Source organism: Hymenobacter defluvii (assembly GCF_017589435.1).
Lineage (GTDB): Bacteria > Bacteroidota > Bacteroidia > Cytophagales > Hymenobacteraceae > Hymenobacter > Hymenobacter profundi.
Window position 1 is genome coordinate 24,859 of sequence record NZ_JAGETX010000013.1, and the last position, 25,889, is coordinate 50,747.

Below are 25,889 nucleotides of genomic sequence, written 5' to 3' on the forward strand. Positions count from 1 at the left end.
GTTAACTTCTGCATGAATAAGTTAAAGCAATGGTGGTCTGATATCAATTCGAGCCTGTGGTTTGTGCCTACCCTGATGGTGGTCGTAGCCATGCTACTGGCCTATGGGCTGGTGATGATTGACGATGGCATCAGCCACGATTGGGTGTCGGAGTACCCCTTGCTATTTGGGGCAGGCGCCGATGGAGCCCGCGGGATGCTCTCGGCTATTGCCAGCTCCATGATTACGGTGGCGGGTCTCATTTTCTCCCTCACGCTGTCTACCCTGGCGCAGGTATCGAGCCAGTACACGCCGCGGCTGCTGCGCAACTTCATGCGCGACCGGGCCAATCAGGTGGTGATGGGCTTTTTCGTAGGCATCTTCGTGTATTGCCTGATGGTGCTGCGCACTATTCGTGGGGGCGACGAGGGCAAGTTCATTCCGTCGTTGGCGGTGGCATTTGGGTTGTTTCTGGCCTTGGTGAGCATTGGTATGCTGATTTTCTTTATTCACCACATTGCCTCATCCGTACAAGCAGCCAACATTATTGCCGGGGCTTCGGAAGAAACGTATAAGTCGATGCAGAAGCTGTTTCCTACCGCGCTGGGGGAGGCCGCCGATGCGGAAGAAAAGGCTGATCTGGCTACCACCGACGGATTGCACTGGTATCCTATCTTGGCGCGCACTACCGGCTACGTACAGGGCATCAACAACGAGTCCATTCTGGAGTTTGCCAAGAAGCAGGATGGCGTCATCCGTATGGAGCATACCATCGGTAGCTTTGTGGCCATGGGCGACCCTCTAGTATCGGTGGCCTTATACCAGGGTGATGAGCAGCCGCTAGCCGAAACGGAGGAAACAATCGAACACCTAAACGATCAGTTCAGCATTGGCCACCAGCGCACGCTGGACCAGGATGCCGGTTTCGGCATTCGCCAGATTGTTGATATTGCGTTGAAAGCACTGTCGCCGGGTATCAACGATACCACCACGGCCATCATGTGCATCGACCACTTAGGGGGGCTCATCAGCTACCTGGCCAACCGCCAGTTGGGCTCCCCGCTGCGTACGGCCGGCGACCGGGTGCGCGTTATCGCCAACAGCCCGGATTTCGACAAATACGTATCCACCGCCTTCGACCAGATTCGTAGCAGCGGCGCCGACAATGTGGCTGTGCACCTGCGTACGCTCACCGCATTTGAAACCATTATACGGCGTACGTCCTCGTTCAAGCGCCGGCAAATAATACGCCGGCAGTGCGAACGAACCCTGCAAACGGCCGAGCAAAACCTCACTGACACGCATGAGCTGCAACGGGTGCGTACGCGGCAGGCCGAAGCCTTGCGGCTGCTGAATACGCCGCTATTAGATAAGCTGCCAGCCTAGGCCAGCAACGCAAAAGCCCCTTGCCACTACACGTGACAAGGGGCCGCGAAGAATAGGAAGCAAAAGGCTACGCCGAGAACGACGAGCCGCAGCCGCAGGTGCTCTTGGCCTGAGGGTTGTTGAACACGAAGCCACGAGCGTTCAGGCCATCTTGGAAGTCGACTTCCATGCCCATCACGTACATGGCGTGCTTTTTATCCATGATGAGCAATACGCCATCCAAGTCGAAGGTTTCGTCGGCGTCTTTGGCTTTATCAAAGCCCAGCAGGTAGCTCAGGCCCGAGCAGCCGCCGCCCTGTACGCCCACGCGCAGGCCGTATTCGGTGGGCACGCTTTTATCGCGGAGAATGGTACGAACCTCTTCCAGAGCGCGAGGAGTGAGGCTGATGGGAGCAAGCTTGGTCGAAACAGCAGTAGCCATAAGACAGAGGTAAATAATGTAGAAGGCAAAGATACAAACCGCCGCGCAGAGTACTATTTGCGCGCAGTTCATCAAGTTATAGTATAACACGTTACTATCCCCTACGGTTCACCGTATATCTTTGCGGCCCACTACGGCCACACCGCTCTTTCATCCTTCCTTTCTCTTTTTACGCAGAGGCGCTTTCCGGCGCTTTTCCCTTGTATGGACACTACCGCTTACATTTTTGATTTGCTGAAGATCATTCTGCCTGCCTTGCTGGTGGCGGGTTCTATTTTTTATCTTGTTCAGCAGTATTTCGAAAAAGAACAACAGCGCCGCCTGATTGAGCTACGCCTGCAAAGCAGCAAAGAGGTATTGCCCGTGCGCTTGCAAGCCTACGAGCGGATCGTGCTGTTCCTGGAGCGCATCACGCCCAGCAACCTGCTAGTGCGCTTGAGCAGCGCCGGCCAATCGGCGCCCGACTACCACCGCCTATTGCTCCAGGAAGTTCGGGCCGAGTACGAGCACAACCTTTCCCAACAGCTTTACATGAGCTCCGAAGCCTGGCAACAAGTGAAGCAAGCCAAGGAAAACGTGCTCACCATGATTAACAAGGCCTATCATTCCCTACCCCAACCTCAGCAATTGCGCGGCACAGAGCTGGCCAAGCGCGTCCTCGAAACCGTCATTGCCGACGAGGTAGACCCTACTACCCAGGCCCTGAACGTAGTGAAGCAAGAGGCGATAGGGTTGTTTTAGAAGTTTTAGAACGTCATGCTGAGCTTGTCGAAGCATCTCGCGTGCTGACGACACATACTATCTAGGTCAGCACGCGAGATGCTTCGACAAGCTCAGCATGACGTTCTTTCTTATGCATATTTTTTCATATTAGGCGCTTGCAGCTAGTTGCCGAAAATATGCCGCCGAGTGCCGCAACCGGCTGCCGTACCAGCTAAACAGCTCCCCATCAACGAGCCGCACAGTAGCCGTTGGGCATAGTTCCCGAAACTCTTTTAGGTGTTTCTCCTGGAAAGGGTAGGGCTCGGAAGAAAGCAAAATCTGCTGAGGCTGCGCGGCGGCTAGTTGCGCTGGCGTAATCTCAGGGTAGCGCTGCTGATCGGCAAATACATTCTCGAAGCCGGCACGGTGCAACATGTCGTTGATAAACGTATCGGCAGCGGCCACCATATAAGGTTTGCGCCAAATAAAATAAGCAGTAGGTAGCGGTGGCTGCGCGGCAGATAACGTGGCAAAGGAATTCTCAATTTCGATGGCCAGCACGTTGGCACGGACGGCAGTGCCCGTAAGCAGGCCTACTTGCCGAATCATTACAAGCGCGTCGGGCAGTGTGGCAATGTCACTGATCCATACAGGGTAGGATGCCGCTAATTGTTCTATACCTTCCTGGTAGTTCTCTTCTTTGTTACCCAGAATTAAATCGGGTTGTAGGGTCGCAATCTTCTCAAAATCGAAGTTCTTAGTGCCCCCGATAACCACAGCCGACTGTCGCGCGTCGGCCGGATGGATGCAAAACTTCGTGACGCCCACCACTCGCTCACTTAGTCCCAAGTCAAACAACAATTCCGTCTGCGAAGGCACCAGTGACACAATGCGTTGCGGCGGAAAAGGTACCACCACGCGCCGACCTAGCTGATCGGTGACTGTGAGGGGTAGGGAGGATATAGAAGGAAGCTGCATAAGCAAGACGGGCTGCTGCTCTACGTTTGTGTAGAACAGCAGCCCATTAAAAAATAAGAAAACGTGGGTTTATTTGAAGTACCGGAAATCGTGGCCGTCCTCAATGCGCAGCACGGTTTCGTAGATCAGCTTAATCACGTTTTCTACGTCGTCTTTGTGCACGGTTTCTACTGTGGTGTGCATGTACTTGAGAGGTAGGGAGATAAGCGCTGCGGCCACGCCCATGCCGGCGTAAGCAAAGGCATCGGTATCAGTGCCAGTGGCGCGGGTAGCGGCCGCCCGCTGGAACGGTATTTCTGCCTGCTGCGCTGTCTCAATGATGAGGTCACGCAGGTTGTTTTGCACGGCCGGACCATAGGTAACCACCGGCCCACGGCCGCAGAATAAGTCGCCGGACGTCTTTTTTTCGTACATCGGCGACTGCGTGTCGTGGGTCACATCGGTGATGATGGCCACATCGGGTTGCAAGCGGTGGGCAATCATTTCAGCCCCACGCAGCCCAATTTCCTCCTGCACCGAATTCACCACGTACAGGCCGAAGGGTAGGGTTTTGCCTTCTTCCTTCAGGCGACGCGCTACCTCGGCAATCATGAAACCGCCCACGCGGTTGTCGAGCGCCCGGCCCACGTAGTACTTGTCGTTCATCACCATGAACTCGTCTTCGAAGGTGACGACGGAGCCCACATGAATGCCCATCGCTTCCACTTCTTCCTTGCTCGACGCACCGCAATCGAGGTACACGGTTTCCATGGTAGGAGCCTTGTCTTGGTCCACCTTGCGCACGTGGATGGCCGGCCAGCCGAACACGGCCTTCACAATGCCCTTGGCCGTGTGGATGTTCACGCGTTTGCTGGGCGCTACTAGCGGGTCGGAACCGCCGTTTTTACGCAGGTATAAGAAGCCCGATTCGGTGATGAAGTTGACGAAGTAGCTGATTTCGTCGGCGTGGGCCTCAATGACTACTTTGTACTTGGCTTCGGGGTTGATAATGCCCACCACCGTGCCGTAGGTGTCGATTAGGTAGTCATCCACGTAAGGTCGTACGTAGTCAAGCCATAATTTCTGGCCTTCCTTTTCGAAACCGGTAGGGGAGGCATTGTTGAGGTATTTCTGAAGAAAATCGAAAGATTCGGGACGCATATAAGAAGAATATTTTTCGCACAGAGAGTAACGTTCGCGAGAAGCACCTACGAAGTCTGCGTGTAAAAAGCTCTATGCAATTCGTTTTTACATCGCTTGCGACTTCGTACAAAAACTTACAGTGGGATATTACCGTGTTTTTTCCGGGGTAATTGATCGACTTTGTTTTCCAACATCTTAAACGCTCGTATCAGTTTCTGACGGGTTTGCGAGGGTAGGATAACCTCATCTACGAAGCCACGGTGAGCGGCGCGGTAGGGCGTGGCAAATTTTTGTTGGTAGTCGTCTACCTTTTCCTGGAGCTTGGCTTCGGGGTCTTCGGCCTCCGCGATTTCACGCTTAAAGATAATTTCGGCGGCTCCCTTGGCGCCCATCACCGCAATTTCGGCAGTAGGCCAAGCATAGTTTAAATCGGCACCAATGTGCTTGCTGTTCATCACATCGTAGGCACCGCCATAGGCTTTGCGCGTAATGACCGTCACGCGGGGCACGGTGGCTTCGCAGAAAGCATACAGCAACTTAGCGCCGTTGGTGATGATGCCGCGCCACTCTTGGTCGGTGCCGGGTAGGAAACCGGGTACGTCTTCCAGCACCAGCAGCGGAATATTAAACGCGTCGCAGAACCGCACAAACCGCGCGGCTTTGGTACTGGCGTTGATGTCGAGCACGCCCGCCAGTACGGCCGGTTGGTTGCCCACAATGCCGATGCTGCGGCCGGCCAGTCGGGCAAAGCCCACCACAATGTTCTCAGCAAAATTCTGATGCACTTCCAGAAAGGAATTGGCATCTACGATGCCTTCTACCACCTCCCGAATGTCGTAGGGCTGGTTTGGATTATCGGGGATGAGTGTATCCAGGGCCGGGCGCTGCTCGTTGGCCGGGGTGTAGGGTAGGACAGGTGCAGTCTCCTCACAGTTTTGCGGCATGTAGCTCAGCAGTTGCTTGAGTTGCTGAATGCAGGCTACCTCGTTGGGCGCCGTGAAGTGCGTGACGCCGCTCTTGATGGAGTGCGTGCTGGCGCCGCCCAATTCTTCGCTGGTCACGGTCTCATGGGTCACGGTTTTCACCACGTTGGGGCCGGTCACGAACATATAGCTTGTGTCCTCCACCATCAGAATAAAGTCCGTAATGGCCGGCGAGTACACCGCACCTCCCGCGCACGGTCCCATCACGGCCGAAAGCTGGGGCACTACCCCCGAGGCTAGGGTATTCTTATAGAAGATGTCAGCATAGCCGCCCAGACTCACTACCCCTTCCTGAATACGCGCCCCGCCCGAGTCGTTCAGCCCGATAACAGGTGCGCCGTTCTTCATGGCCAAGTCCATAATCTTCACGATTTTCTCGGCGTGGGTCTCGCTCAACGAGCCGCCGAACACCGTGAAATCCTGGGAGAAAACGTACACGAGTCGGCCGTTTACGGTGCCGTAGCCGGTTACTACACCGTCGCCGAGGTAGTACTCCTTATCTAGCCCAAAATCCTTGGAGCGGTGCATCACAAACTTCCCGATTTCCTCAAACGAGCCTTCGTCGAGCAGTAAGTCCAGCCGTTCGCGGGCTGTGAGCTTTCCTTTTTTGTGCTGGGCATCGATGCGGGCCTGACCGCCACCGAGTAGGGCTTCGGCATTCTTGGCTTCGAGTATTTCTAGCTTGGTGCGGTGGGCATTGGCGTGTGGGTCGGTCATGCGGGTGGGGTAGGGGGTGAACTTCAAAGGTAAGGCAGGAAACAAAAAAAGCCGCACCAGAATTTGGGGCGGCTTTATGCTTGTGGTAAATCTTGTGTAATTGATTGATAAACACAGAGAAAATAAAAAGACAGGCCGCTTCCTCACGGAAACGGCCTGTCTTTTTGTACACCATATGACTTACTTGTCTTTCTTCTTATCCGAAGCGTCGTCCGGGGCCGGAGTTTCTTCCGGGCGCTCGTCGCTTGGCAAGTCAGGAGCTTCGCCGCTCTTGCTGACGGAGAAGGTCAGCTCTTCAGCACCTTCCGTATAGTCAGCCGTGATAACGTCACCGTGGGCGATTTGCGCCTTCAGGATTTCCTCCGCAATCGGGTCTTCGATGTACTTCTGGATGGCCCGGTTCAGCGGACGAGCACCGTACTTCGGATCATATCCTTTGTCGGCTACAAAATCCTTGGCAGCCTCAGTCAATTCTACACGGTAGCCCAACGACTGGATACGCGACAGCAGCTTCGACAGCGAAATGTCGATGATCTGGTGGATGTCTTTCTTCTCTAGCGAGTTGAAGACAATCACGTCGTCCAAACGGTTGAGGAACTCTGGTGAGAACGTTTTACGCAAGGCGTTGGTGATAGTGCCTTTCGTAATCTCGTCTAGGTTCTCGGTGCGGGCTTTCGTGCCGAAACCGATGCCTACCCCGAAGTCCGCCAGATCACGTGCCCCGATGTTCGAGGTCATAATGATGATGGTGTTCCGGAAGTCCACCTTGCGGCCCAAACCGTCAGTCAGGATACCGTCGTCCAGTACCTGCAATAACAGGTTGTATACGTCGGGGTGCGCCTTCTCAATCTCGTCGAGTAGGACAACCGAGTACGGCTTGCGGCGGATTTTCTCCGTCAACTGACCGCCCTCTTCGTAACCTACGTAGCCGGGAGGCGCGCCTACCAGGCGCGATACGCTGAATTTCTCCATGTATTCCGACATGTCGATGCGCACCAGCGACTCTTCTTTGTCGAAGAGGTAGTTCGCTAGCACCTTCGCCAGTTCGGTCTTACCTACCCCGGTTGGGCCGAGGAACACGAACGAGCCAATTGGCTTCTTCGGATCTTTCAAGCCTACACGGGTACGCTGGATGGCTTTCACAAGCTGAGCAATGGCCTTGTCCTGACCAATTACCTTACCCTTCAGCTCCTCACCCATGTTGAGCAGCTTAGCGCTTTCGTTCTGAGCTACGCGGGATACGGGGATGCCGGTCATCATGGCGATAACCTCAGCCACGTTCTCCTCTTTCACAGTGTAACGCTTCTTCTTGGTCTCCTCTTCCCAGTCCTTTTTGGCCTGCTCGAGTTGGTCAATCAGCTTCTTTTCCGTGTCGCGGAGCTTGGCGGCTTCCTCGTATTTCTGTGACTTCACCACGCGGTTCTTCTCGCCTTTGATGTTCTCAATCTGCTCTTCGAGCTTGAGAATATCCTCAGGCACCACGATGTTGTTGATATGCACGCGGGCACCGGCTTCGTCCAGAATATCAATGGCCTTGTCAGGTAGGAAACGGTCCGACATGTAGCGGTCCGACAGCTTCACGCACTGCTCAATAGCCTTATCAGTATACACCACGTGGTGGTGGTCCTGATACTTGTCCTTGATGTTGTGCAGGATTTCGATGGTTTCCTCGGGTGTGGTAGGATCTACCATTACCATCTGGAAACGACGAGCCAAGGCACCATCCTTCTCGATGTACTGACGGTACTCGTCCAAGGTAGTAGCGCCGATGCATTGAATTTCGCCGCGGGCCAAAGCCGGCTTGAACATATTGCTGGCATCCAATGAGCCCGAAGCCCCACCGGCACCCACAATCGTGTGCAACTCGTCAATGAACAGAATCACATCGGGTGACTTTTCCAGCTCGTTCATCACGGCCTTCATGCGCTCCTCAAACTGTCCGCGGTACTTGGTACCCGCTACCAGCGACGCCAGATCCAGCGTTACCACGCGCTTGTTGAACAGCACGCGCGACACTTTCTTCTGGATGATGCGCAGAGCCAAGCCCTCCGCAATGGCCGTTTTGCCAACACCAGGCTCACCAATCAGGATCGGGTTGTTCTTCTTGCGGCGCGACAGGATTTGGGCTACGCGCTCAATCTCCTTCTCGCGGCCCACAATCGGGTCGAGCTTGTCTTCTTCAGCGAGCTTGGTCAGGTCGCGGCCAAAGTTGTCGAGCACAGGCGTACGCGACTTCTCGTTGCCTTTCTTGGGGGCGGCCCCAGAGCCACCACGGCCCTGGCCACCGCCAAACAGACGGTCGTTGTCGTCGTCATCGGCTTCGGGGCCGTTGGTGGGGTTGTTGCTCGCGGCACCGTGATAGTCCAGCGAGTCACGTACAGATTCGTAGTTCACGTTGAATTTGCTGAGAATCTGGGACGAGATGTTGTCCTCATCGCGCAAAATCGACAGCAGCAAATGTTCAGTGCCGATGATTTCGCTCTTGAAGATTTTCGCCTCCAGATAGGTGATTTTTAGGACTTTTTCAGTCTGTTTCGTCAGCGGGATAGAGCCAGTAATGCTCGTGCCCTGCGTAGCCGTATTACGGGTAGCTTGTTCCAGGGCATACTTTAGCTCTTCCACCGAGACACCCAATTTCTTGAGCAGCCCAATGGCAGTGCCTTCCCCTTCGCGAATCATGCCCAGCAATAGATGTTCGGTTCCGATATAGTCGTGACCGAGCCGGATGGCTTCTTCCCGGCTCAGGGAAATCACTTCCTTGACTCGGTTTGAGAATTTAGCTTCCATGCAGATAAGTAATAAAGAAAAACGGAACCCCGCAAGCCCACGAGTGAGATCAGGGCACGGATTAGGCCGATTGTACCTGAAAACAGATAAGCTCGGGCGAAGGTTCTACTAGCCGTATTTGACCTTACGTAAGAAAGGCGCCGGCGGCTGGACCTTGCATAAACAACAGGTCCAGGATACTTAGATTGGGTACAAATTGTACGCCAAAGGTCTGGGGGTAGGCAGGGCCCGACGTCCTGTCAGGTTGGTCTGCCACAGCGGCTTTGGGCGTCAGCCAGTCACGACGGTCAAGCAAGGCGCTGTCCGATGTAACCGGATGAGAAGAAATGTATTCTTGCGTGAGTTCTACGTGAAGTCGCAAGCGCAAGGAGCGCAGGTAAAAACGCAGTAGCTGTGTGTTTAGGTCAAAAAGTAGGGTAGGGCGCTGGTAGTAGATGTCATGCAGATAATCGGCGTAATACTCAAAATACGGTGTGCCGCCATATGCAGTTTGCAGCGTGCGCCAGTGCTGGTGCACCCAGTTCTGCCGATAGTCGATTTCAATGGCCGAGGTGGCAATTTTCTCACTTCGGTTGCCGTCTACCACTGGCACTGTAAGCGGTTTCACCCCTTGGGCCGTCAGGATCAGGCAGCGGTTGCGGTAGGTCTGTTTGCGGTAGTGGTCATGGGCCTCCAGCAGCAGCGTGTCCTGCCCTACCAGCTCGGCAAAGAAGGCAATGGGCGGGTTGTACTGCGACTCGAAAATGACCACGGGCGAACTGGCTAACTTGTTGAGTAGGGTAGGGCACGAAGCCGCAGACTTTTGTTGTTCAACAATCCAACCAGCCCCGAACCGGCTACCTTTACCCGCCAAACTGACACGATGCGTATTCTCCTCAGCTTCTTTTTTGTCCTTTTGACGGCCACTGTGCAGGCCGCCACGCCCCAACTGCTGCTCGATGTAGCGCATTTTCGCAACGAAGACCGCACCGTGAAAGGCTCGGTGGTGGAGCTGTACGCCACCGTGTCGGGTACAGGGCTGACCTACCTGCGCCGGGCGCCCAAAACGTTTCAGGCGGCGGCCGTGCTCACGCTGGAAATCCTGAAAGCCGACGGCCAGACCGCCTACCAGGAAACCGTGACGCTGAAACCGCCGGTACTCAGTGACACCACAGCCGCCATTAAAAGTCCTATCAGCTTCCAGAAGCGTGTGGCCCTACCCGACGGCCAGTACACGGTGCGCGCTCGCCTACGCGACCAGTACAAAGCAGGTAACGAAACTACAGTTGACCGTTCCCTCACGCTGAAATCAGATGGTAAAGGGGCTTTTCTGAGTGATATTGTGCTATTGGCGCGGCCAGCTGCGAAATCAAGCGCACAAGACAACTTTGCGCGGGGTGGGTTGCGGCTGTCGCGAGCGCCAGGCGGCTATTACGGGCGTGGCGCCAGCCAGATTTTCTTTTATGCCGAACTCTACCAAGCACCTGCCGGGCAGTCCCTTAAAGTGCGCTACCGCATTGCCTCCGATGAAGGTGGCGCTGCCGAAGCCGAGACTACGCTCGAGCAGGCTGCGCAAGGCAAGCCTACCACCATTGCCGGCGAGTTGCCTCTTGGGCCGCTTCCCAGCGGGCAATATATTTTCACTATTGAAATTCGCGACGCGAAAAACCAGCTGCTTACCACGCAGAGCACTGTACTGACTCGCGACATGGAAGACTACGCGCCCGCTGGCGCTACCAACTAACGCATGCCTCCCTCTACTCCCGTCAAACCCTACCCCTGGTACCTCCGTCCCGTCAACTGGCTGCTGATTGGGCTGTCCCGGCTGCCGCTGTCGGTGCTGTATTTTCTGTCCGATGGCATTTATCTGCTACTGGCCTACGGAGTGCGCTACCGCTGGCGCGTCATCACGGAGAATATTCGCAACTCGTTTCCCGAGAAAACGGAGGTGGAGGTGGCCGCCACCGGCCGGGCTTTCTATCGGCACTTCGCCCAAGTGATGGTGGAGATTCTAAAGCTACGTACCATTTCAGCGAAGGAGCTAGGTAGGCGGGTGCGCTTCACCAACCCTGAACTGATTGAGCCGTTGTTTGAGGCCGGCCGTACTGTCCTCACGCTGGGCTCGCACGCTGGCAATTGGGAGTGGATTTTGTCGGGCGCGGCGGTGCGGTTTCCGGGTAGGGCCGATGGGGTATACAAGCCACTCAATAGCCCATTTTTCGAGAGCTTTATGTATGAGTTGCGCACCCGCACCGGAGCCGTGCTAGTGCCCATGCGCAATACATTGCGCCACCTGCTGAGCACCCGCGGCGAAGGACGTGCACTTAGCCTGCTCACCGATCAGGCCGCTGGCCCGCGCGACAGTCCCTATTGGACTACCTTCCTGCACCAGGATACCAGCTTCTACACCAGCGCCGACCGCCTAGCCCCGCAACTACAAGCGCCGGTGTTCTACGTCAGTATCCAGCGCGCGCGACGCGGCTACTACGACATCACCATTACATTGCTTTACGACGGCTATGCGCCCATTGAAAAGGGTTCCTACCCTATTGCCGAGGACTTCGCTCGCCTGCTGGAGCGTGACATTCAGGCCGCACCCGAACAATATCTCTGGTCGCACCGCCGCTGGAAACACAAGCGGAATGTTGAGTAGAAGCGCTGACTGAGAGACGCTCTCTCAGTCAGCGCTTCACTATTTCACCTTACAAATACTGCTCGATATCTCCCGCGCCCTGGCGGATGATGTCGAAGTCCTCATTGGTGCAGTCGACTACGGTGCTGGCGACGTTGTTGCCGAAGCCGCCGTCAATCACGAGGTCTACCAGGGAGCGGTATTTCTCGAAGAGCAGATCGGGGTCGGTGGTGTATTCCAACACCTCATCATCGTCGCGGATGGAGGTGGAGACGATGGGGTTGCCCAACTCGCGCACCAGGCTGGTGCAAATCTGATTGTCGGGCACGCGGATACCCACGGTTTTGCGCTTTACGCCCCCGTAGCGCGGAGCCTGCGGGCTAGCTTCAAAGATGAAGGTGAACGGGCCGGGTAGGGCCTTCTTCAGCACCTTATACATGGGCGTAGTAATGCCGTGGGCGTAGTCGGTGATGTGCGACAAATCGGCACAGATAAATGACAAATTGGCTTTGTCTGGGTGAATGCCTTTAATGCGACAGAGCTTTTCCACGGCTTTAGCGTTGTGAATATCGCAGCCCAAACCATAGATAGTATCCGTGGGATAAATAATGACCCCGCCCTTGCGCAGCACTTCTACGGCTTGCAGCAGACGGTTTTGGGGTGGATTATCGGGGTGAATGCGAAGCAACGTAGCAGCCATAGGAAAGCAGGAGGATTGAGTGAAAACTGATGCTACCACCAAACGGTGGGGTAGGAGAAAGGTAGCAGGCAGAACAGAAAAACAACGTTGCCTGTCTGCTATTTCGGCCACAGCGGGTCGAAATGTATCCTCTTAATACATGGTAGTCGCTCCGAAAGTTTTGGGGGCTTGCTACCCACAGCCAGAAGTTAGCGCGGCAGAACTCGTACTTTTGGGGTGGATACTCCTGGTGTGCCCGTTTGGGATGCCCCGGCGAAGAGTATCGGCCAGTATCTTCCTTCTCAACCCGTTGCCTGCCGCATGGCTACCCCATCTCAACCTACCCCTAATATTATCGAGCGCCGCGATAAGGCCCTCAAGCGTCGTAAGCGCATTGGCACCGTGGTGGCGCTGGCGGGCGTGCTGTTCGTAAGCTTCTCGTACTATTTCTATCAAGTGTTCTACACCGCCAACGTGGACACCAACGGCCGGCCTACCTACGTGCTCATCCGGCGCGGTGAGCCGTATAAGGCTGTGTTGGACAGCATCTACGCCTCTGGCGCCATCGTAGACAAGCTCTCGTTTGCCTTCGTAGCCAAACTAATGAAGTATCCCGAGCTGGTGAAGCCCGGTCGCTACGAACTGAAAGACGGCTACACCAACCGCCAGTTGGTATCTGACTTGCGAGCCGGGCGGCAGTCGCCCCTGAAACTCACATTCCAGAATATCCGGCTGCGCAAGGACTTGGCGCTCAAGCTCAGCCACACCATTGACAGCCGGCCGGGGCAGTTCGACTCCTTGCTGAGCAGCCCCAGCTATACCAAGAGTCTGGGGTTCGATACCACCACTATTCTCACGATGTTCATTCCGAATACCTACGAGCTGTATTGGAATTCTTCGGCCGACAACCTCATGCAACGCATGAAAAAGGAGTACGAGAAGTTTTGGACGCCCGCCCGCGACGCCAAGCGCCAGAAGCTGGGCCTCACGCGCGCCCAGGTGAGCACGCTGGCCAGCATTGTGGAGGCTGAGCAGCAGCAGCACGCCGACGAGCGTCCCCGCGTGGCAGGTGTCTACCTCAACCGCCTCCAGCGCGGCATGAAGCTGCAAGCCGACCCTACCGTAGTGTACGCCAACGGCGACTTCGGCATCAAGCGCGTGCTCAACGTGCATTTGCAAAAGGATTCGCCCTACAATACGTATAAATACAACGGCCTACCCCCCGGTCCCATCAACCTGCCTAGCATTGCCAGCATCGACGCCGTGCTGAATCCTGAGGACCACAACTACCTCTATTTCTGTGCGAAAGAGGATTTCAGTGGCTACCACGCCTTTGCCACCAACGAGGCAGAACACTTGGTAAACGCCCGCCGTTACCAGGCCGCCCTGACGAGGAGCGGAATTATGAAATAAAAGACTGTCATGCTGAGCGAAGCATGACGGTCTGTTTTGATTACTCAGTTACTACTCACTCCCATGTACTCTCACGACACCCACATTCGCGTGCGCTACGCCGAGACGGACCAGATGGGCTACGTCTACCACGGCAACTACGCGGCCTATTTTGAGGTAGCGCGCACTGAGGCATTCCGGCAGCTAGGCATCAGCTACAAGACTATGGAGGCCGAAGGGGTAGGGATGCCCGTAGGCGAACTGCGCACCCGCTTCCGCCGCCCCGCCCGCTACGACGACCTGCTGACCGTGCGGATGTTGCTGCGTCAGCCCGCCGAGGGTACGCGCATTCTGTTTGAGTACGAAATCTACAACGAGGCGCAGGAACTGCTTACCGAAGGTCACACGCTGATGGTATTCGTGAATATGAGCACCGGTCGACCCGTGCCCATTCCGGCTGCCATTCAGCAAAAACTGCTTCCCTATTTCACCGAGGAGGAAACGGCCGGCCCGCTCACGCCACCCAAAACGCCCGCCTCGGAAGCGCCCGCTCCAGCCGCTTTCCTGAAAAAGGAGTAGAAGGAGGGTAGGAGCCACGGAATTCGTTGGGCTGATCCGGGGTTACGCACAAACTCACTACTCATCATTTCACCACCTACCGCATGCGTCTACCCGTTCGCCGCTACCGCCTCTCCGACATTCGTCAGCGCCGCAGCTACCGCCGCCTGATGGTGTGGCTGAAGCGCCTGCGCTTCGCGGGGGGTAGGGCGTCGGTGTACGATGTGATGGACCGCATGATTCAGGAGTCGAAGCTGGACAGTATCACCAAGCGCGCCAGCTACATGGCGTTCAACCTGACCATTGCCATCTTCCCCACCATCATCTTCCTGTTCACGCTGATACCGTACATCCCGGTACCCAACCTGAACGTGGACATCCTGCAATTCATCGGCGACCTGATGCCGAAGGAGATGTACGCCGCCACGGCCAGCACCATCAACGACATCATCACGATTCAACATGGCGGCTTGCTGTCGTTTGGTTTTGCTACCGCGCTGGTACTCAGTTCCAACGGCATCATGGCCCTGCTCGATGCATTCGAGAAAAAGTACCCGTCGTTTAAGCGACGCACCTACGTGCGCAAGCGCGTCATTGCCACGTTGCTGACGGTTGTGTTGTCGGTGCTACTGCTGGTGGCCATCACGGGTATTTTCTTCGGTACCTATATCATCGACTGGTTGGTGTTTCATGAGGTAGTATCCGAAACCTTTACAGATCAGCTGATTACCATTGTGAAGTATGGCTCCGTCACGGGCCTTTCGCTGATGATAACCTGCCTGATTTACTACTATGTGCCGCCCGTGCACAACAAATGGCCGTTTGTGTCGGCGGGGGCGGTAGTGGCTACGGTGCTGATCTTTATCGTGTCCTTTCTATTTATTCTCTACGTCAAGATCTTCGACAGCTACAACCATTTTTACGGCTCCATCGGCACACTTATCGGTCTGATGGTGTGGCTGGATTTCGTATGCATGACCCTGATTCTGGGCTTTGAGGTGAACGTGAGCATTGATGCCGTGACCGGGCGACTGCGACACGGCAAGGAGGCTACCCCACCCCGCCGTCGGCTGCATTTTCCCGGTCGGTCAGATAAGGTAGTAGCGGCGGGCTAAATTATTCAGCCTCAAGAAGGAACGTTAGAGACAAGCAGCGTCACAGAAAAAAGATTAAAAAAAACGCTTGTAGCGCTTGCGTACCCTACCTCGGCCTGCTACTTTTGTCGACCCAAACCCACTCGTTTGGACCTTAGAGAGGTGGCAGAGTGGTCGAATGCGACGGATTCGAAATCCGTTATACCTGCAAGGGTATCGGGGGTTCGAATCCCCCCCTCTCTGCAAAGGCCTTTCATTGCTGCGGAAAGTGCCTTTTTATAGCAGCAAGTAGTTTAGAGGAGTGGCAGAGTGGTCGATTGCGGCGGTCTTGAAAACCGTTGAGGGTTAAACCTCCGGGGGTTCGAATCCCTCCTCCTCTGCAAAGCAAAAGCCCCGTTTCCAGCTGGAAACGGGGCTTTTGCTTTTATGAAATGCGCGCAATCGTAGCGTTACGACAGCAGCCGGGCTTGATGTGCAATGCCAATTAGCTTGGGCGCATTCTTGAGGGTAGCTAGTACCAGTTCTTTGGTGGCTTGCTTTACCTCATCCTTGCTGATATCGTGGGCTTCTTCCCGCACAAGGTTGGTGATGGTTTGGAAGGAATGGGTAAGCACGCGTCGGCGGGGGCGTTCTGCTTTCAACTCCGTGAAAGCGACGGCAATGTGCGCCTGAATTTTCTTGCGGCGCGTATGAAACACCGACTCTTGCGCCACTTGCGGCTGAATGGCCTGAAGCAGCGTCACCAGCGGAACAAGCTTGGTAGCGGTGGCGCCTACGGCCCGATCCAAACGACGCATTGGCGCGTGTTGGGGTAGACCTTCTAGCTGGGCGGGTAATGGGGTAGGGGATGCTAGTTGCTCAGGAGGTAGCGAATCAGAAGACGCCATTGAATAGAAGGATAGAGTTTGTAGAAATCGAATATAGCACTGCCCGCACAGGATAGATACCAGCGTATGCACAACAAAGTAGATTGCGACCTACTACGCGGTGCATGCTAAGACAAGAAGTAATGGAAAAGCCCCGTTTCTGCGTAAGAAACGGGGCTTTTTATGGTGCGATTGATCAGAAGGTAGTGCCGGAGGCGGGTAGGCTGAGCAGCTTGGCAATTAGCCCGGTCCAGCCGGTTTGGTGGGTGGCGCCCAGGCCGTGGCCGTCGTCGCCGTGGAAGTACTCGTGGAAGAGAATGTGGTTGCGGAAGTGCGGGTCGGTTTGCAGCAACGGGGTGTTGCCGAAAGCCGGGCGGCGACCCTGCGCATCCTGGCGGAGCAGGCCCGTGAGGCGGTCGGAGAGAGCTAGCGCTACGTCGCGCAGATTGTAAAGCTGCCCCGAGCCGGTAGGATACTCAATGGTAAAGGAGTCACCGTAATACGCATGGAACCGTTGCAACGACTCAATAATGAGGAAGTTGATAGGAAACCAGATGGGGCCGCGCCAGTTGGAGTTACCCCCAAACATGCTGGACTCGGCCTCGCCGGGAATGTAGCCTACCTCGAAATCGTCTTCCTCGGTGCTGAACACATACGGATGCTCCAAGTGGTAGCGCGATAAGGCCCGAATGCCGTGGGGGGCCAGAAACTCGCTTTCGTCCAGCATACGGCGCAGCACGTGGCCCAACCGCTCGCGCCGCAGCAACGACAGCTTGTGCCGCGCGCCCCTACCCGGCTCCTGCCACCGCGACACCAGCTTGGCCAGGTGCGGCCGGTTTTCGAGCAGCCAGATGGCGCGGGCCGTAAACTCCGGCACGGTATCAAGCAACTCCTGGTCGATGACCTCCACGGCAAACAGCGGAATCAGCCCCACAATGGAGCGTACTTTCAGGATGGTGCGCTCGTCGTCGGGGGTGCGTAGTACGTCGTAGTAGAACTGGTCTTCGTCGTCCCACAGGTCGAAGCGGCCGTCACCGCCACGGGTCATGGCGTCGGCAATGTAGAGGAAGTGCTCGAAGAACTTGCCGGCAATTTCCTGGTACACGGTGTTGGTGCCGGCCAGCTCCAGGGCTATGCGCATCAGGTTGAGGGCAAACATGGCCATCCAGCTGGTGCCGTCGCTCTGCTCGATGTGGCCGCCGGTGGGTAGGGGCGCCGAGCGGTCGAACACACCAATGTTATCCAGCCCCAAGAAGCCGCCCTCAAAGATGTTCCGCTCACTTTTGTCCTTGCGGTTCACCCACCATGTGAAGTTCAGCGTGAGCTTGTGAAAGACAGCTTCCAAGAACTGCAGGTCGCCGTGGCCGCGCAGCTTTTTGTCCATCTGGTACACGCGCCAGGTGGCCCAGGCATGCACGGGCGGGTTCACGTCGGAGAGGTTCCACTCGTAGGCGGGCAACTGGCCGTTGGGGTGCAGGTACCAGTCTTTGGTAAGTAGGCGTAGCTGCTGCTTAGCAAACTCGGCGTCTACCATCGCCAGCGGAATGCAGTGGAACGCCGAGTCCCAGGCCGCGTACCAGGGATACTCCCACTTGTCGGGCATGGAGATGATATCGGCGTTGTAGAGATGGCGCCAGTTGGCGTTGCGGCCCTTGCGGCGGCGCACCGACGACTTGGGACCCTTCGGCTCTCCATCGAGCCACTTCGTCACGTCGTAATAATAAAACTGCTTGCTCCAGAGCATGCCAGCAAAGGCCTGCCGCTGAATATTGCGCGAATCTTCGTCAGTCACACTTTCCTGTACGCAGTCGTAGAACTCGTCGGCTTCCTGCTGGCGCTGAGCAAACACGGTGTCAAACTCCGCAAAAGGCGCTTCGTGGGTGGGCTGGCTGAGGCGTACGCGGATGGTTTGAGAAGTGCCAGCCTCTAGGCTGAGCCGGTAGTGGGCCGCAACCTTGGTGCCCACCTTGGCCGGATTGACAGCGCTGGGGTCGCCCTCCACCACGTAGTCGTTGATGCCGTCTTTGAAGTAGCGCGTTGCCCGGGGCGGCTCCTGCAGACGGATGTAGTTGGTGTCGTTGTCACAGAACAGCAGGTCGGGCTGCCGGTCGCAATAGAGGTGGTAGCGGCCCAGCGCCTCGTGGTCGGCTTGCACGACGCCGGGGGCGGGGGTGCGCATTTGGGGGCGGGTAGGGTTGCCCTCGCCCCAAGCCCAGGTATTGCGAAACCACAGCTGCGGCAGCACATGCAGGCAGGCCTTGCGCGGTCCCCGGTTATGGATGGTCAGCTGAATCAGTACATCATCCGGCCCGGCCTTGGCGTATTCAATGAACACATCGAAGTAGCGGCCGTCGTCAAAAATACCCGTGTCCAGCAACTCGTACTCGGGCTGTTGGCGCGTGCGGCGCTTGTTTTTGCGCAGCAGCTTCTGGTACGGAAACGTCCGTTGCGGATACTTGTAGAGCATCCGCATGTAGGAGTGGGTAGGGGTGCTGTCGAGGTAGTAATACAGCTCCTTCACGTCCTCGCCGTGGTTGCCCTCGCCATTGGTCAGGCCAAACAGGCGCTCCTTCAGAATCTCGTCGTTCTCGTTCCATAAGCCCACGCCAAAGCACAGATGCTGCTTGTCGTCGCTGATGCCGCCGAGGCCTTCCTCGCCCCAGCGATAGGCGTAGCTGCGGGCCATGTCGTGGGTGATGTAGTCCCAGGCATTGCCATCGGGGCTGTAATCTTCGCGTACCGTACCCCACTGGCGCTCGGTGAGGTAGGGGCCGAATTTCTTCCACGGAATAGTGGCAGATTCGGCCAAGCGTTGTTGTTCGTGCGTCATGCAGGGAAAGCTCGTGGGTAGGGCCAACGGTTAAGTCCGGCCCAATAGACTGTCTACCGTTACTGTCAGAAACGAATCAGGTTGCGGAAGGCTGCAAAATAACGCGCCCTACTCGTCGTCGCCCTGGCCTTTGGTGAGTTCAGCTTGCAGGAAATAGGCGCCGCGGCGGACCAGCTGGGTGGTGTCGGGTAGCTTATCGAGTAGCGTGACGGCCACAGCGCCATGTTGAGGCTGGCCCGCTCGCAGCCGTAGCCGCCGGAAGGTGCTCCCCGCGCTGTCGGTGGCCGTGCGCACGAAGGCGTAGCTCACCTCGCCATCCTGAATAATAGCGTCTTCGGGAAGGGTGCGTTGGCGCCGCCCACCCGTTTGGATGCGCGCTGACACGTATTGGCCGGGTAGCAGGTCGTCGCGCTCGGGCTCTAGGTGGGCGTGCACGCTCACGGTGCGGTCGTTGTCGTCGAAAGCCTTACCTACCAGAAAGATACGGGCGGTCATGTTGTCGGGCGAGCTGCTGTTGGGAACGTTGAACAAAATGCGCTGGCCTACCTTCACGCGGGCAATATCCTTCTCGAACACCTTCAGCTCCAGGTGCAAATCGGAGCGGTCTACTACCTCCACCAGCACATCCTGCGGCCCCACATATTGGCCGGGGTTGATGTTGACGGCGCGCACAAACCCACCCACCGGCGCCGTAAGCGGCACGGTAGGGGCGATATGGCCGCCATCGAGCCGCGCTACCGACAGGCCCAGCATCCGCACTTGGGCGGCCAGAGCGCGCAGAGCGGCTTGCTCGGTTTGGTAGTCGGCTTGGGCTTGTTGCAGCTTGCGCTTGGCACCTACGTCCTCGGCATCAAGCACCTGTTGGCGGTCTAGCTCCTGCTGCAAAAAGCGCAGGCGGGCGCGGCTTTGCAGGTAGTTTTGTTGCAGTTGGAGGTAGTCGGGATGGCGCAGTACGGCCACAGTGCCACCGCGTTTGATAAACTGGCCCGGTAACACGTTCACTGTTTGCACGTAGCCACCCATCACCGCCGAAATAGACGCCATGTTCTGGGGTGGCACGTCGATGAGGCCGTTGGCCAGCACATCGGTAGTCATTTCCTGGTGGTCAAATGTTCCGATTTCGATACCTGCGGCCTGCGCTTGGGTAGGGGAGAGGGTCAGCTGATTGGGTGAGGTAGGCTTCTCCACGGCCGCGGCTTCGGAAGCTTCTTTTGTTTCGGCGGGGGTGGAGTTGCAGGCTGTTACGAACCAGGCGAATAGTATGAGGAGCAAGCGGGCGGACCCCACCCCCCGGCCCCACACTCGCTTGATGCGCGACATCCTCCGGGAGAGGGGGAGCCTGACGGTAACAAAGAATTGTTCATCCCTAATGGAACATTCCCTCTCAGCTCCCCCTCTCCCGGAGGGGAGGGGGTTGGGGGGTGGGGTCACGGGCGTTGCGTTACACAGTGAGAAAAGCATATATCGAAGTCGTTGAAATCAAAAAAAGAAAACCTATTCCTCCGTGCCCGTGAGGGCCTGGATCTGGAATAGCAATTGGTTGTAGCGGCTCACCTGGTCGAGGTAGGCCTGCTGGATTTGCCAGGCGGGCTCCGTGTTTACCACGTAGGTCACGTATTCCACGTCGCCGGCGCGGAAGATTTTTTCGGCCGTGCTTAGTACCAGGCGGGCCTGGGGTAGGGCTACGGTTTCGTAATAGGTGAGAGAGGCGCGGGCGCGGGCCAGCTGCTGCCGCAGGGTGTGCAACTGGCTGTTGAGCTGCACGGTATAGTAGTTGAGCTGATTGGTGGCGTACTGCTCGCCCAGCCGGGCCGCCGCAATGCGCGCCTTTTGCACCCCGCCCAGCAACGGCACCGCTACGCCCGCCTGCGCCACCTGGTAGCCACCTACCCGGCTGATACTCTGGTTGAAATAGCCCACCCGCAAATCAGGCAGGCGGCGCAGTTTCTCCACCTTGGTTTGTTGTGCGCTGATAGTCACCTCCTGCCGCAGCAGCCCCAGGGTAGGGTTGGCGTCGGGTGAAAGCGCGGCCGTATCGGCGGGGCTGATGCTGGCTACCACATTGGCCATCGTATCCACATCGACAGGGGTAGGGTAGCCCAGCAGCACGCCCAATTGCTGGCGCTGCACCTGCACATCGGTGAGCAGGGTGAGTAGCTGATTTTGCAATTCCAGCATCCGGGCCTCGGCGGCTACCTGCTCCAGGCGGTTGGTTTCGCCTACCTGGTAACGAATGCGCGCGGCGTAGGCAGCGCGGCGGTAGAGGCTATCCTGGCGGCGCAACAATTGTACGCGGTTGTAGGCAATCAGCAGGTTGTAGTAGTCGGTACGGATGACGCGGGTAAGCTCGCGGCGCTGGGTGCGGGCGCGTTGCTCGGCGGCGCCAGTTTGGTTTTCGAGCAGGCGCTTTTGGGCCGCGTAGAGGGTAGGGAAGGCCGTCTGCTGAATAATATTGAAGCTCTGATCAGTGGAAGCATCCGAAATCTGCCCGCGCTGGTAGTCCAGCACCGTGCGCGGCACATCGTAGCCCGAGCGGTTCAGGGCCTGCTGGCGGCGCACGTCCAGCGCCGCCGACTGCACCAACAGGCTCTGCCCCAGCCCCGCCTGCAACGCCTGCCCCACCGAGAGCGGCCCAGTGGGCGGCGCGAGGGTAGGTTGCCCAGCCGTGCTGCCCAACGTGTTTTGGGCTGTGGCCGCTTGGGGTAGGAGGAGGCTCGATAGTACGGCCAGCAATAGGAACAACGGACTCACCCCACCCCCCAACCCCCTCCCCTCCGGGAGAGGGGGAGCCAGACGGGCATGTTGAACGAAATCGTTAGGCTCCCCCTCTCCCGGAGGGGAGGGGGCTGGGGGGTGGGGTATGGCCGTCGGGCTAGGCTCGCCATCCTTAGTAAAATAGGTATAAAGCACAGGCAGAACCACCAGCGTGAGCAGCGTAGCTGAAATCAAACCACCAATGACCACCGTGGCCAACGGCTTCTGCACCTCCGCGCCGGCTGAGGTAGATAGGGCCATGGGTAGGAAGCCCAGCGAGGCCACCGCGGCCGTGAGCAGCACCGGCCGGAAACGCTCGGAGGTAGCCCGCAAGGCCCGTTCGCGTACGTCGCGCACGCCTTCGGCCGCTAGTTCATTTAGGCTGGCTACTAGTACAATGCCATTCAATACAGCCACGCCAAACAGCGCAATAAACCCTACCCCCGCCGAGATACTAAACGGCATACCACGCATCCACAGTGCCAGTACGCCGCCAATGGCCGCCAGCGGAATTCCCGTGAAAATGAGGGCCGCCTGCTTCACAGAGCTGAAGGATAGATAGAGCAAGGTGAATATGAGCAGCAGCGATACAGGCACTGCAATGGTAAGGCGGGCTTTGGCGCGCTGCAAATTCTCGAACTCGCCGCCGTACACCACCGTGTAGCCGGTAGGCAGCTTCACGCCTTGCGTCAGCTTTTGTTGAATTTCCTCTACCAGGCTCTGAATGTCGCGGTTGCGCACGTTCACGCCGATGTTGATACGGCGCTGGGCGTCGTCGCGGGAGATTTGGGTGGGGGCGTTGCGGTATTGCACCTGGGCCACCTCTTCCAAAGGTATTTTCTGGCCGTCGGGCAAATCCACGTAGAGGCGGCGCAGGTCGGCGAGGCTGGTGCGACGGGCCGAGTCGAGGCGCACGACCAGGTCGTAGCGGCGTTCCTTTTCATAGACCTGCCCGGCCACATCGCCCGCGAAGGAGGCGCGCAGCAGTGTGTTCAGGTCTTCCACGCGCAGGCCGTAGCGGGCCATCTTGGCGCGATTGTAGGTCACGCGCATTTGGGGTAGGCCCACAATCTGCTCCACTTTCAAGTCGCCTACCCCCGCCAGGGGCCGAATGAGGACAGCAGCCTGGTTGGCCTTTTCGTACAAAACCTCCAGGTCGTCGCCATAAATCTTGATGCTGATATCCGACTTCACGCCTGAAATCAGCTCATTGAAGCGCATCTGAATGGGCTGCTGAAACTCCAGGTTGATGCCCGGAATGCCAGCCAGCGCCTCTTGCATCTTGCCCGCTAGCTCCTCCCGCGAGTGGGCCGAGGTCCACTCGTCCTGTGCTTTCAGAATCACCATCTGGTCGGAATCTTCCAGCGACATGGGGTCGGTAGGAATTTCTGACGTGCCGATTTTGCCCACAATCTGCTGGATTTCGGGAAACTCACGCAGCAGCACTTTCTGCACTTTGGTGGTCGTTTTGATGCTCTGGTCGAGCGACGAGCTGGGGGCCAGGGTCACGTTCACGGCAAAGTCGCCCTCGTCGAGCTGCGGAATAAACTCGCCGCCCATTTGCAGGAAGATAACCACGGCACCAGCCAGCAACGCCACCGCCGCCCCCACAATGATGGGGCGAATACGCAGCGCCCCCCGAATGATGGGGTCGTAGCCGCGGTGCAGGGTCCGCATGATGCGGTCGGCCAGCGTGCCTTCCTCCTTGATATCCTTGCGCAAGGCCCAGGCCGCCACGGCCGGCACATAGGTAAGGCACAGAATCATGGCCCCAATGATGGCAAAGCTCACGGTAAGGGCCATCGGGCGGAACATCTTGCCTTCTACCCCAGTCAGCGACAGGATGGGGAAGTACACAATCAGAATGATGAGCTGCCCGAACAAGGCCGAGCGCATCAGGCGCGTAGCAGCCGACTGCGCTACCTGGTCCATCGTCTCGTTTGCGGCCCGCTTGCGCTCGTGCACCAAGTGGAAAATCATGGCTTCCACGATAATCACGGCCCCATCCACAATCAGCCCGAAGTCCAGTGCGCCCAGGCTCATCAGATTGGCCGACACGCCAAATACCTTCATCATGGCTAGAGCAAACAGCATGCACAAAGGAATCATGGCGGCTACCACCAAGCCAGCGCGCAGGTTGCCCAGCAGCACCAGCAACACAATGACCACAATGACGCCGCCTTCCAGCAGGTTTTTGCTGACCGTGTGAATGGCTTTGTCGATGAGCTTGGTGCGGTCGAGGAAGGGGAGCACGCGCACGCCGGGGGGGAGGGCTTTCTCAATCTGTGCCACCCGCGTTTTTACATTTTTGATGGTGGCTTCGGAGCTGGCGCCCTTCAGCATCAACACAATACCGCCCACGGCCTCGCCCTGACCGTTGCGCGTCATAGCGCCGTAGCGCACGGCGTGGCCAAACTGCACGGTGGTCACGTCGCCCACCAGCAGGGGCACGCTGCCTACCTGCTTCACCACAATCTGCCGGATGTCGTCCAGGGATTCTACCCTACCCTCGCCCCGAATGAAGTAGGCGTTGGGGCCGCGCTCCAGGTAGCTGCCGCCGGTGTTGCTGTTGCCGGTTTGCAGGGCCTGCATCAACTCGGGCAGGCTCACGCCGGCCGAGGCTAGGCGCTCGGGGTTCACGCTCACCTCGTATTGACGCACGTAGCCGCCAAAGCTGCTCACGTCTACCACGCCCGGCGTGCCGGCGAGCTGGCGCTTCACAATCCAGTCTTGCATATCGCGCAGGGCCGAGAGAGAATATTGGTCCTTGTACTTGGGGTCGACTTCCAGGGAATACTGGAAAATCTCGCCTAGGCCGGTGGTGATGGGCGCCATAGTGGGCGTACCCAGCCCCGCGCCCAAGTCGGCCTGGGCCGTGGTGAGCTTCTCGGCCACCAGCTGGCGCGTGAGGTAGGTGTCGACGTCTTCTTCAAACACCACCGTAATCACCGACAGCCCAAAGCGCGAGATGGAGCGGATTTCGCGCACGTTGGGAATGGTGCGTAGCTGCAATTCCAGCGGAATGGTGAGCAGCTGCTCCACCTCCTGGGCCGCCAGCGCCGGCGATTGGGTGATAACCTGTACTTGGTTGTTGGTGACGTCGGGAATGGCATCCAGCGGCAAGGTAGTGGCCGCATAGCCGCCCCAGGCCACTAAGGCGAGGAGCATCAGGGCTACAAGTAGCTTGTTCCGGATGCTCAGGGCAATGATGTTGGAGAGCATGAGCAGGTAGACAAAGCAGCGCTTCGCCAAGATATACGTACTACCCCGGCACGCTTACCGCATACGGCAGGCGCGGCCACAAGTAGCCAGGTTGGTTTGGTGAAAGAAAGGGGGTAGGGGATGTAGGGGCGGCTTGCCGCCGCCCGTAGGGTAGGGCCTGAACTATCGGTCCGTCAGAAACTGCCTAATAGCCAGTATCTACTTATTTGCGTCGACAGTGTGCCGAACAGAAAAACGGCACCTAACGGCCCTGCGGGCGGCTGCAAGCCGCTCCTACCTAATTTACGCCCGGGGTGGCTGCAACAGTGCCCGGCTGAAGCTAAACGTGTAGGATGTGCCCTGGCTGACGCGGTGGGCCGGGGCGGGCCAATGCATACGCAAAGGTACTACCACTGGCCGGGCGGGTAGCACGTAGGCCGCCATCACACAGTCGTGGTGGCTGTGCAGGGGCAGCTTCTGGTGCTCAATATTGTGCTGGGCCGTGTGAGCGTGCAGGTAATGCGTGGTGTTGGGGCTGTAATGCAACACCATAAACTCGCTCAGCGACAACCCGCCGCCCGCCGCAGTGCGGTGGTACTGGTAGTGATCCAGCAGCTCGGGCAGCTTGGTCAACTCCGACAGGTCGTTCTGCGGAATCAGGCTGCCCATAAGCATCAGCAACGCCAGAAAGAAAGCCAGCACGGGTTTCATGCAGGCAAAGGTACGGTACAAAGTGTGTTTCCGCAGAAAGTGAGTTTGTCCGATGTGCGTGAGAGTAGGGGCTGCTGATAAGTAGGCTAGGAAGCTGGGTTTTAAATTGAGTGGGCGC

19 protein-coding genes and 2 tRNA genes are annotated in these 25,889 nt (G+C 57.4%); 9 read left to right on the forward strand and 12 right to left on the reverse strand.

The features are described 5' to 3' along the window. Positions 1–12: 12 nt before the first annotated feature. On the forward strand, positions 13–1,365 hold the full coding sequence (locus J4D97_RS17755; RefSeq protein WP_208308749.1) for a DUF2254 domain-containing protein: 1,353 nt from the start codon (positions 13–15) through the stop codon (positions 1,363–1,365). Between the two features lie 67 nt (positions 1,366–1,432). Here the strand turns inward: J4D97_RS17755 and J4D97_RS17760 are convergent, their stop codons facing one another. Then, the gene (locus tag J4D97_RS17760) at positions 1,433–1,786 is read right to left on the reverse strand and encodes a HesB/IscA family protein (RefSeq protein WP_185282743.1); all 354 of its coding nucleotides are present in this window, start codon (positions 1,784–1,786) and stop codon (positions 1,433–1,435) included. Between the two features lie 204 nt (positions 1,787–1,990). Between J4D97_RS17760 and J4D97_RS17765 the strand changes: the two genes are divergently transcribed. Next, the gene (locus J4D97_RS17765) at positions 1,991–2,527 is read left to right on the forward strand and encodes a hypothetical protein (RefSeq protein WP_185282744.1); all 537 of its coding nucleotides are present in this window, start codon (positions 1,991–1,993) and stop codon (positions 2,525–2,527) included. A 129-nt stretch (positions 2,528–2,656) separates the two neighbouring features. Here J4D97_RS17765 and J4D97_RS17770 read toward each other — a convergent pair whose 3' ends face one another. The 5 genes from J4D97_RS17770 to J4D97_RS17790 form a co-directional block, all read right to left on the reverse strand. Further along, entirely contained in the window at positions 2,657–3,466 is an 810-nt protein-coding gene (locus J4D97_RS17770) for a helical backbone metal receptor (RefSeq protein WP_208308750.1), read from the reverse strand. Positions 3,467–3,535: 69 nt separating this feature from the next. Continuing rightward, positions 3,536–4,606 (reverse strand): M42 family metallopeptidase, encoded by a 1,071-nt coding sequence (locus J4D97_RS17775; RefSeq protein ID WP_208308751.1) that lies wholly within the window; start codon positions 4,604–4,606, stop codon positions 3,536–3,538. A 116-nt stretch (positions 4,607–4,722) separates the two neighbouring features. Then, the gene (locus J4D97_RS17780; RefSeq protein ID WP_208308752.1) at positions 4,723–6,288 is read right to left on the reverse strand and encodes an acyl-CoA carboxylase subunit beta; all 1,566 of its coding nucleotides are present in this window, start codon (positions 6,286–6,288) and stop codon (positions 4,723–4,725) included. Between the two features lie 180 nt (positions 6,289–6,468). After that, positions 6,469–9,075: an ATP-dependent Clp protease ATP-binding subunit gene (locus tag J4D97_RS17785; protein WP_208308753.1), complete on the reverse strand. Its 2,607-nt coding sequence runs from the start codon at positions 9,073–9,075 to the stop codon at positions 6,469–6,471. Between the two features lie 124 nt (positions 9,076–9,199). After that, positions 9,200–10,024, reverse strand: a complete 825-nt coding sequence (locus tag J4D97_RS17790) for a WbqC family protein (protein WP_208308754.1) — start codon at positions 10,022–10,024, stop codon at positions 9,200–9,202. On the opposite strand from J4D97_RS17790, the gene J4D97_RS17795 reads away from it, so the two are divergent. Both J4D97_RS17795 and J4D97_RS17800 read left to right on the forward strand, forming a co-directional pair. Next, a complete protein-coding gene (locus J4D97_RS17795; RefSeq protein ID WP_208308755.1) occupies positions 9,971–10,798 on the forward strand; it encodes a hypothetical protein in 828 nt (275 codons plus the stop codon). The two genes, J4D97_RS17790 and J4D97_RS17795, sit on opposite strands and share 54 nt — an antisense overlap. Positions 10,799–10,801: 3 nt before the next feature. After that, the gene (locus J4D97_RS17800) at positions 10,802–11,707 is read left to right on the forward strand and encodes a lysophospholipid acyltransferase family protein (protein WP_243900388.1); all 906 of its coding nucleotides are present in this window, start codon (positions 10,802–10,804) and stop codon (positions 11,705–11,707) included. A gap of 49 nt (positions 11,708–11,756) precedes the next feature. On the opposite strand, the gene J4D97_RS17805 is transcribed toward J4D97_RS17800, so the two are convergent. Beyond that, positions 11,757–12,386, reverse strand: a complete 630-nt coding sequence (locus J4D97_RS17805) for an L-threonylcarbamoyladenylate synthase (RefSeq protein WP_185282750.1) — start codon at positions 12,384–12,386, stop codon at positions 11,757–11,759. Positions 12,387–12,686: 300 nt separating this feature from the next. Here J4D97_RS17805 and mltG point away from each other — a divergent pair, with 300 nt between their 5' ends. The 5 genes from mltG (at position 12,687) to J4D97_RS17830 (ending at position 15,789) form a co-directional block, all read left to right on the forward strand. After that, positions 12,687–13,778, forward strand: coding sequence for an endolytic transglycosylase MltG (gene mltG / locus J4D97_RS17810; RefSeq protein WP_208308756.1), 1,092 nt, complete (start codon positions 12,687–12,689; stop codon positions 13,776–13,778). A 63-nt stretch (positions 13,779–13,841) separates the two neighbouring features. Next, positions 13,842–14,336 carry an acyl-CoA thioesterase gene (locus tag J4D97_RS17815; protein ID WP_208308757.1) on the forward strand — a complete coding sequence of 165 codons (495 nt, stop codon included), beginning with the start codon at positions 13,842–13,844 and terminating at the stop codon, positions 14,334–14,336. 83 nt (positions 14,337–14,419) lie between these two features. After that, positions 14,420–15,430 (forward strand): YihY/virulence factor BrkB family protein, encoded by a 1,011-nt coding sequence (locus J4D97_RS17820; RefSeq protein WP_208308758.1) that lies wholly within the window; start codon positions 14,420–14,422, stop codon positions 15,428–15,430. Between the two features lie 135 nt (positions 15,431–15,565). Further along, positions 15,566–15,652, forward strand: a tRNA-Ser gene (locus J4D97_RS17825). 52 nt (positions 15,653–15,704) lie between these two features. Beyond that, positions 15,705–15,789: transfer RNA gene (locus J4D97_RS17830), tRNA-Ser, on the forward strand. A 69-nt stretch (positions 15,790–15,858) separates the two neighbouring features. On the opposite strand, the gene J4D97_RS17835 is transcribed toward J4D97_RS17830, so the two are convergent. The 5 genes from J4D97_RS17835 to J4D97_RS17855 form a co-directional block, all read right to left on the reverse strand. Then, complete coding sequence (locus J4D97_RS17835; RefSeq protein ID WP_208308759.1) at positions 15,859–16,296, reverse strand: hypothetical protein; 438 nt, start codon at positions 16,294–16,296, stop codon at positions 15,859–15,861. A 175-nt stretch (positions 16,297–16,471) separates the two neighbouring features. Then, positions 16,472–19,105: an MGH1-like glycoside hydrolase domain-containing protein gene (locus J4D97_RS17840; RefSeq protein ID WP_208308760.1), complete on the reverse strand. Its 2,634-nt coding sequence runs from the start codon at positions 19,103–19,105 to the stop codon at positions 16,472–16,474. 108 nt (positions 19,106–19,213) lie between these two features. Beyond that, on the reverse strand, positions 19,214–20,425 hold the full coding sequence (locus tag J4D97_RS17845; protein ID WP_208308761.1) for an efflux RND transporter periplasmic adaptor subunit: 1,212 nt from the start codon (positions 20,423–20,425) through the stop codon (positions 19,214–19,216). Positions 20,426–20,599: 174 nt separating this feature from the next. Beyond that, positions 20,600–25,081, reverse strand: coding sequence for a CusA/CzcA family heavy metal efflux RND transporter (locus J4D97_RS17850; RefSeq protein ID WP_208308762.1), 4,482 nt, complete (start codon positions 25,079–25,081; stop codon positions 20,600–20,602). Between the two features lie 282 nt (positions 25,082–25,363). Further along, on the reverse strand, positions 25,364–25,771 hold the full coding sequence (locus tag J4D97_RS17855; protein WP_208308763.1) for a hypothetical protein: 408 nt from the start codon (positions 25,769–25,771) through the stop codon (positions 25,364–25,366). Between the last annotated feature and the right edge of the window lie 118 nt (positions 25,772–25,889).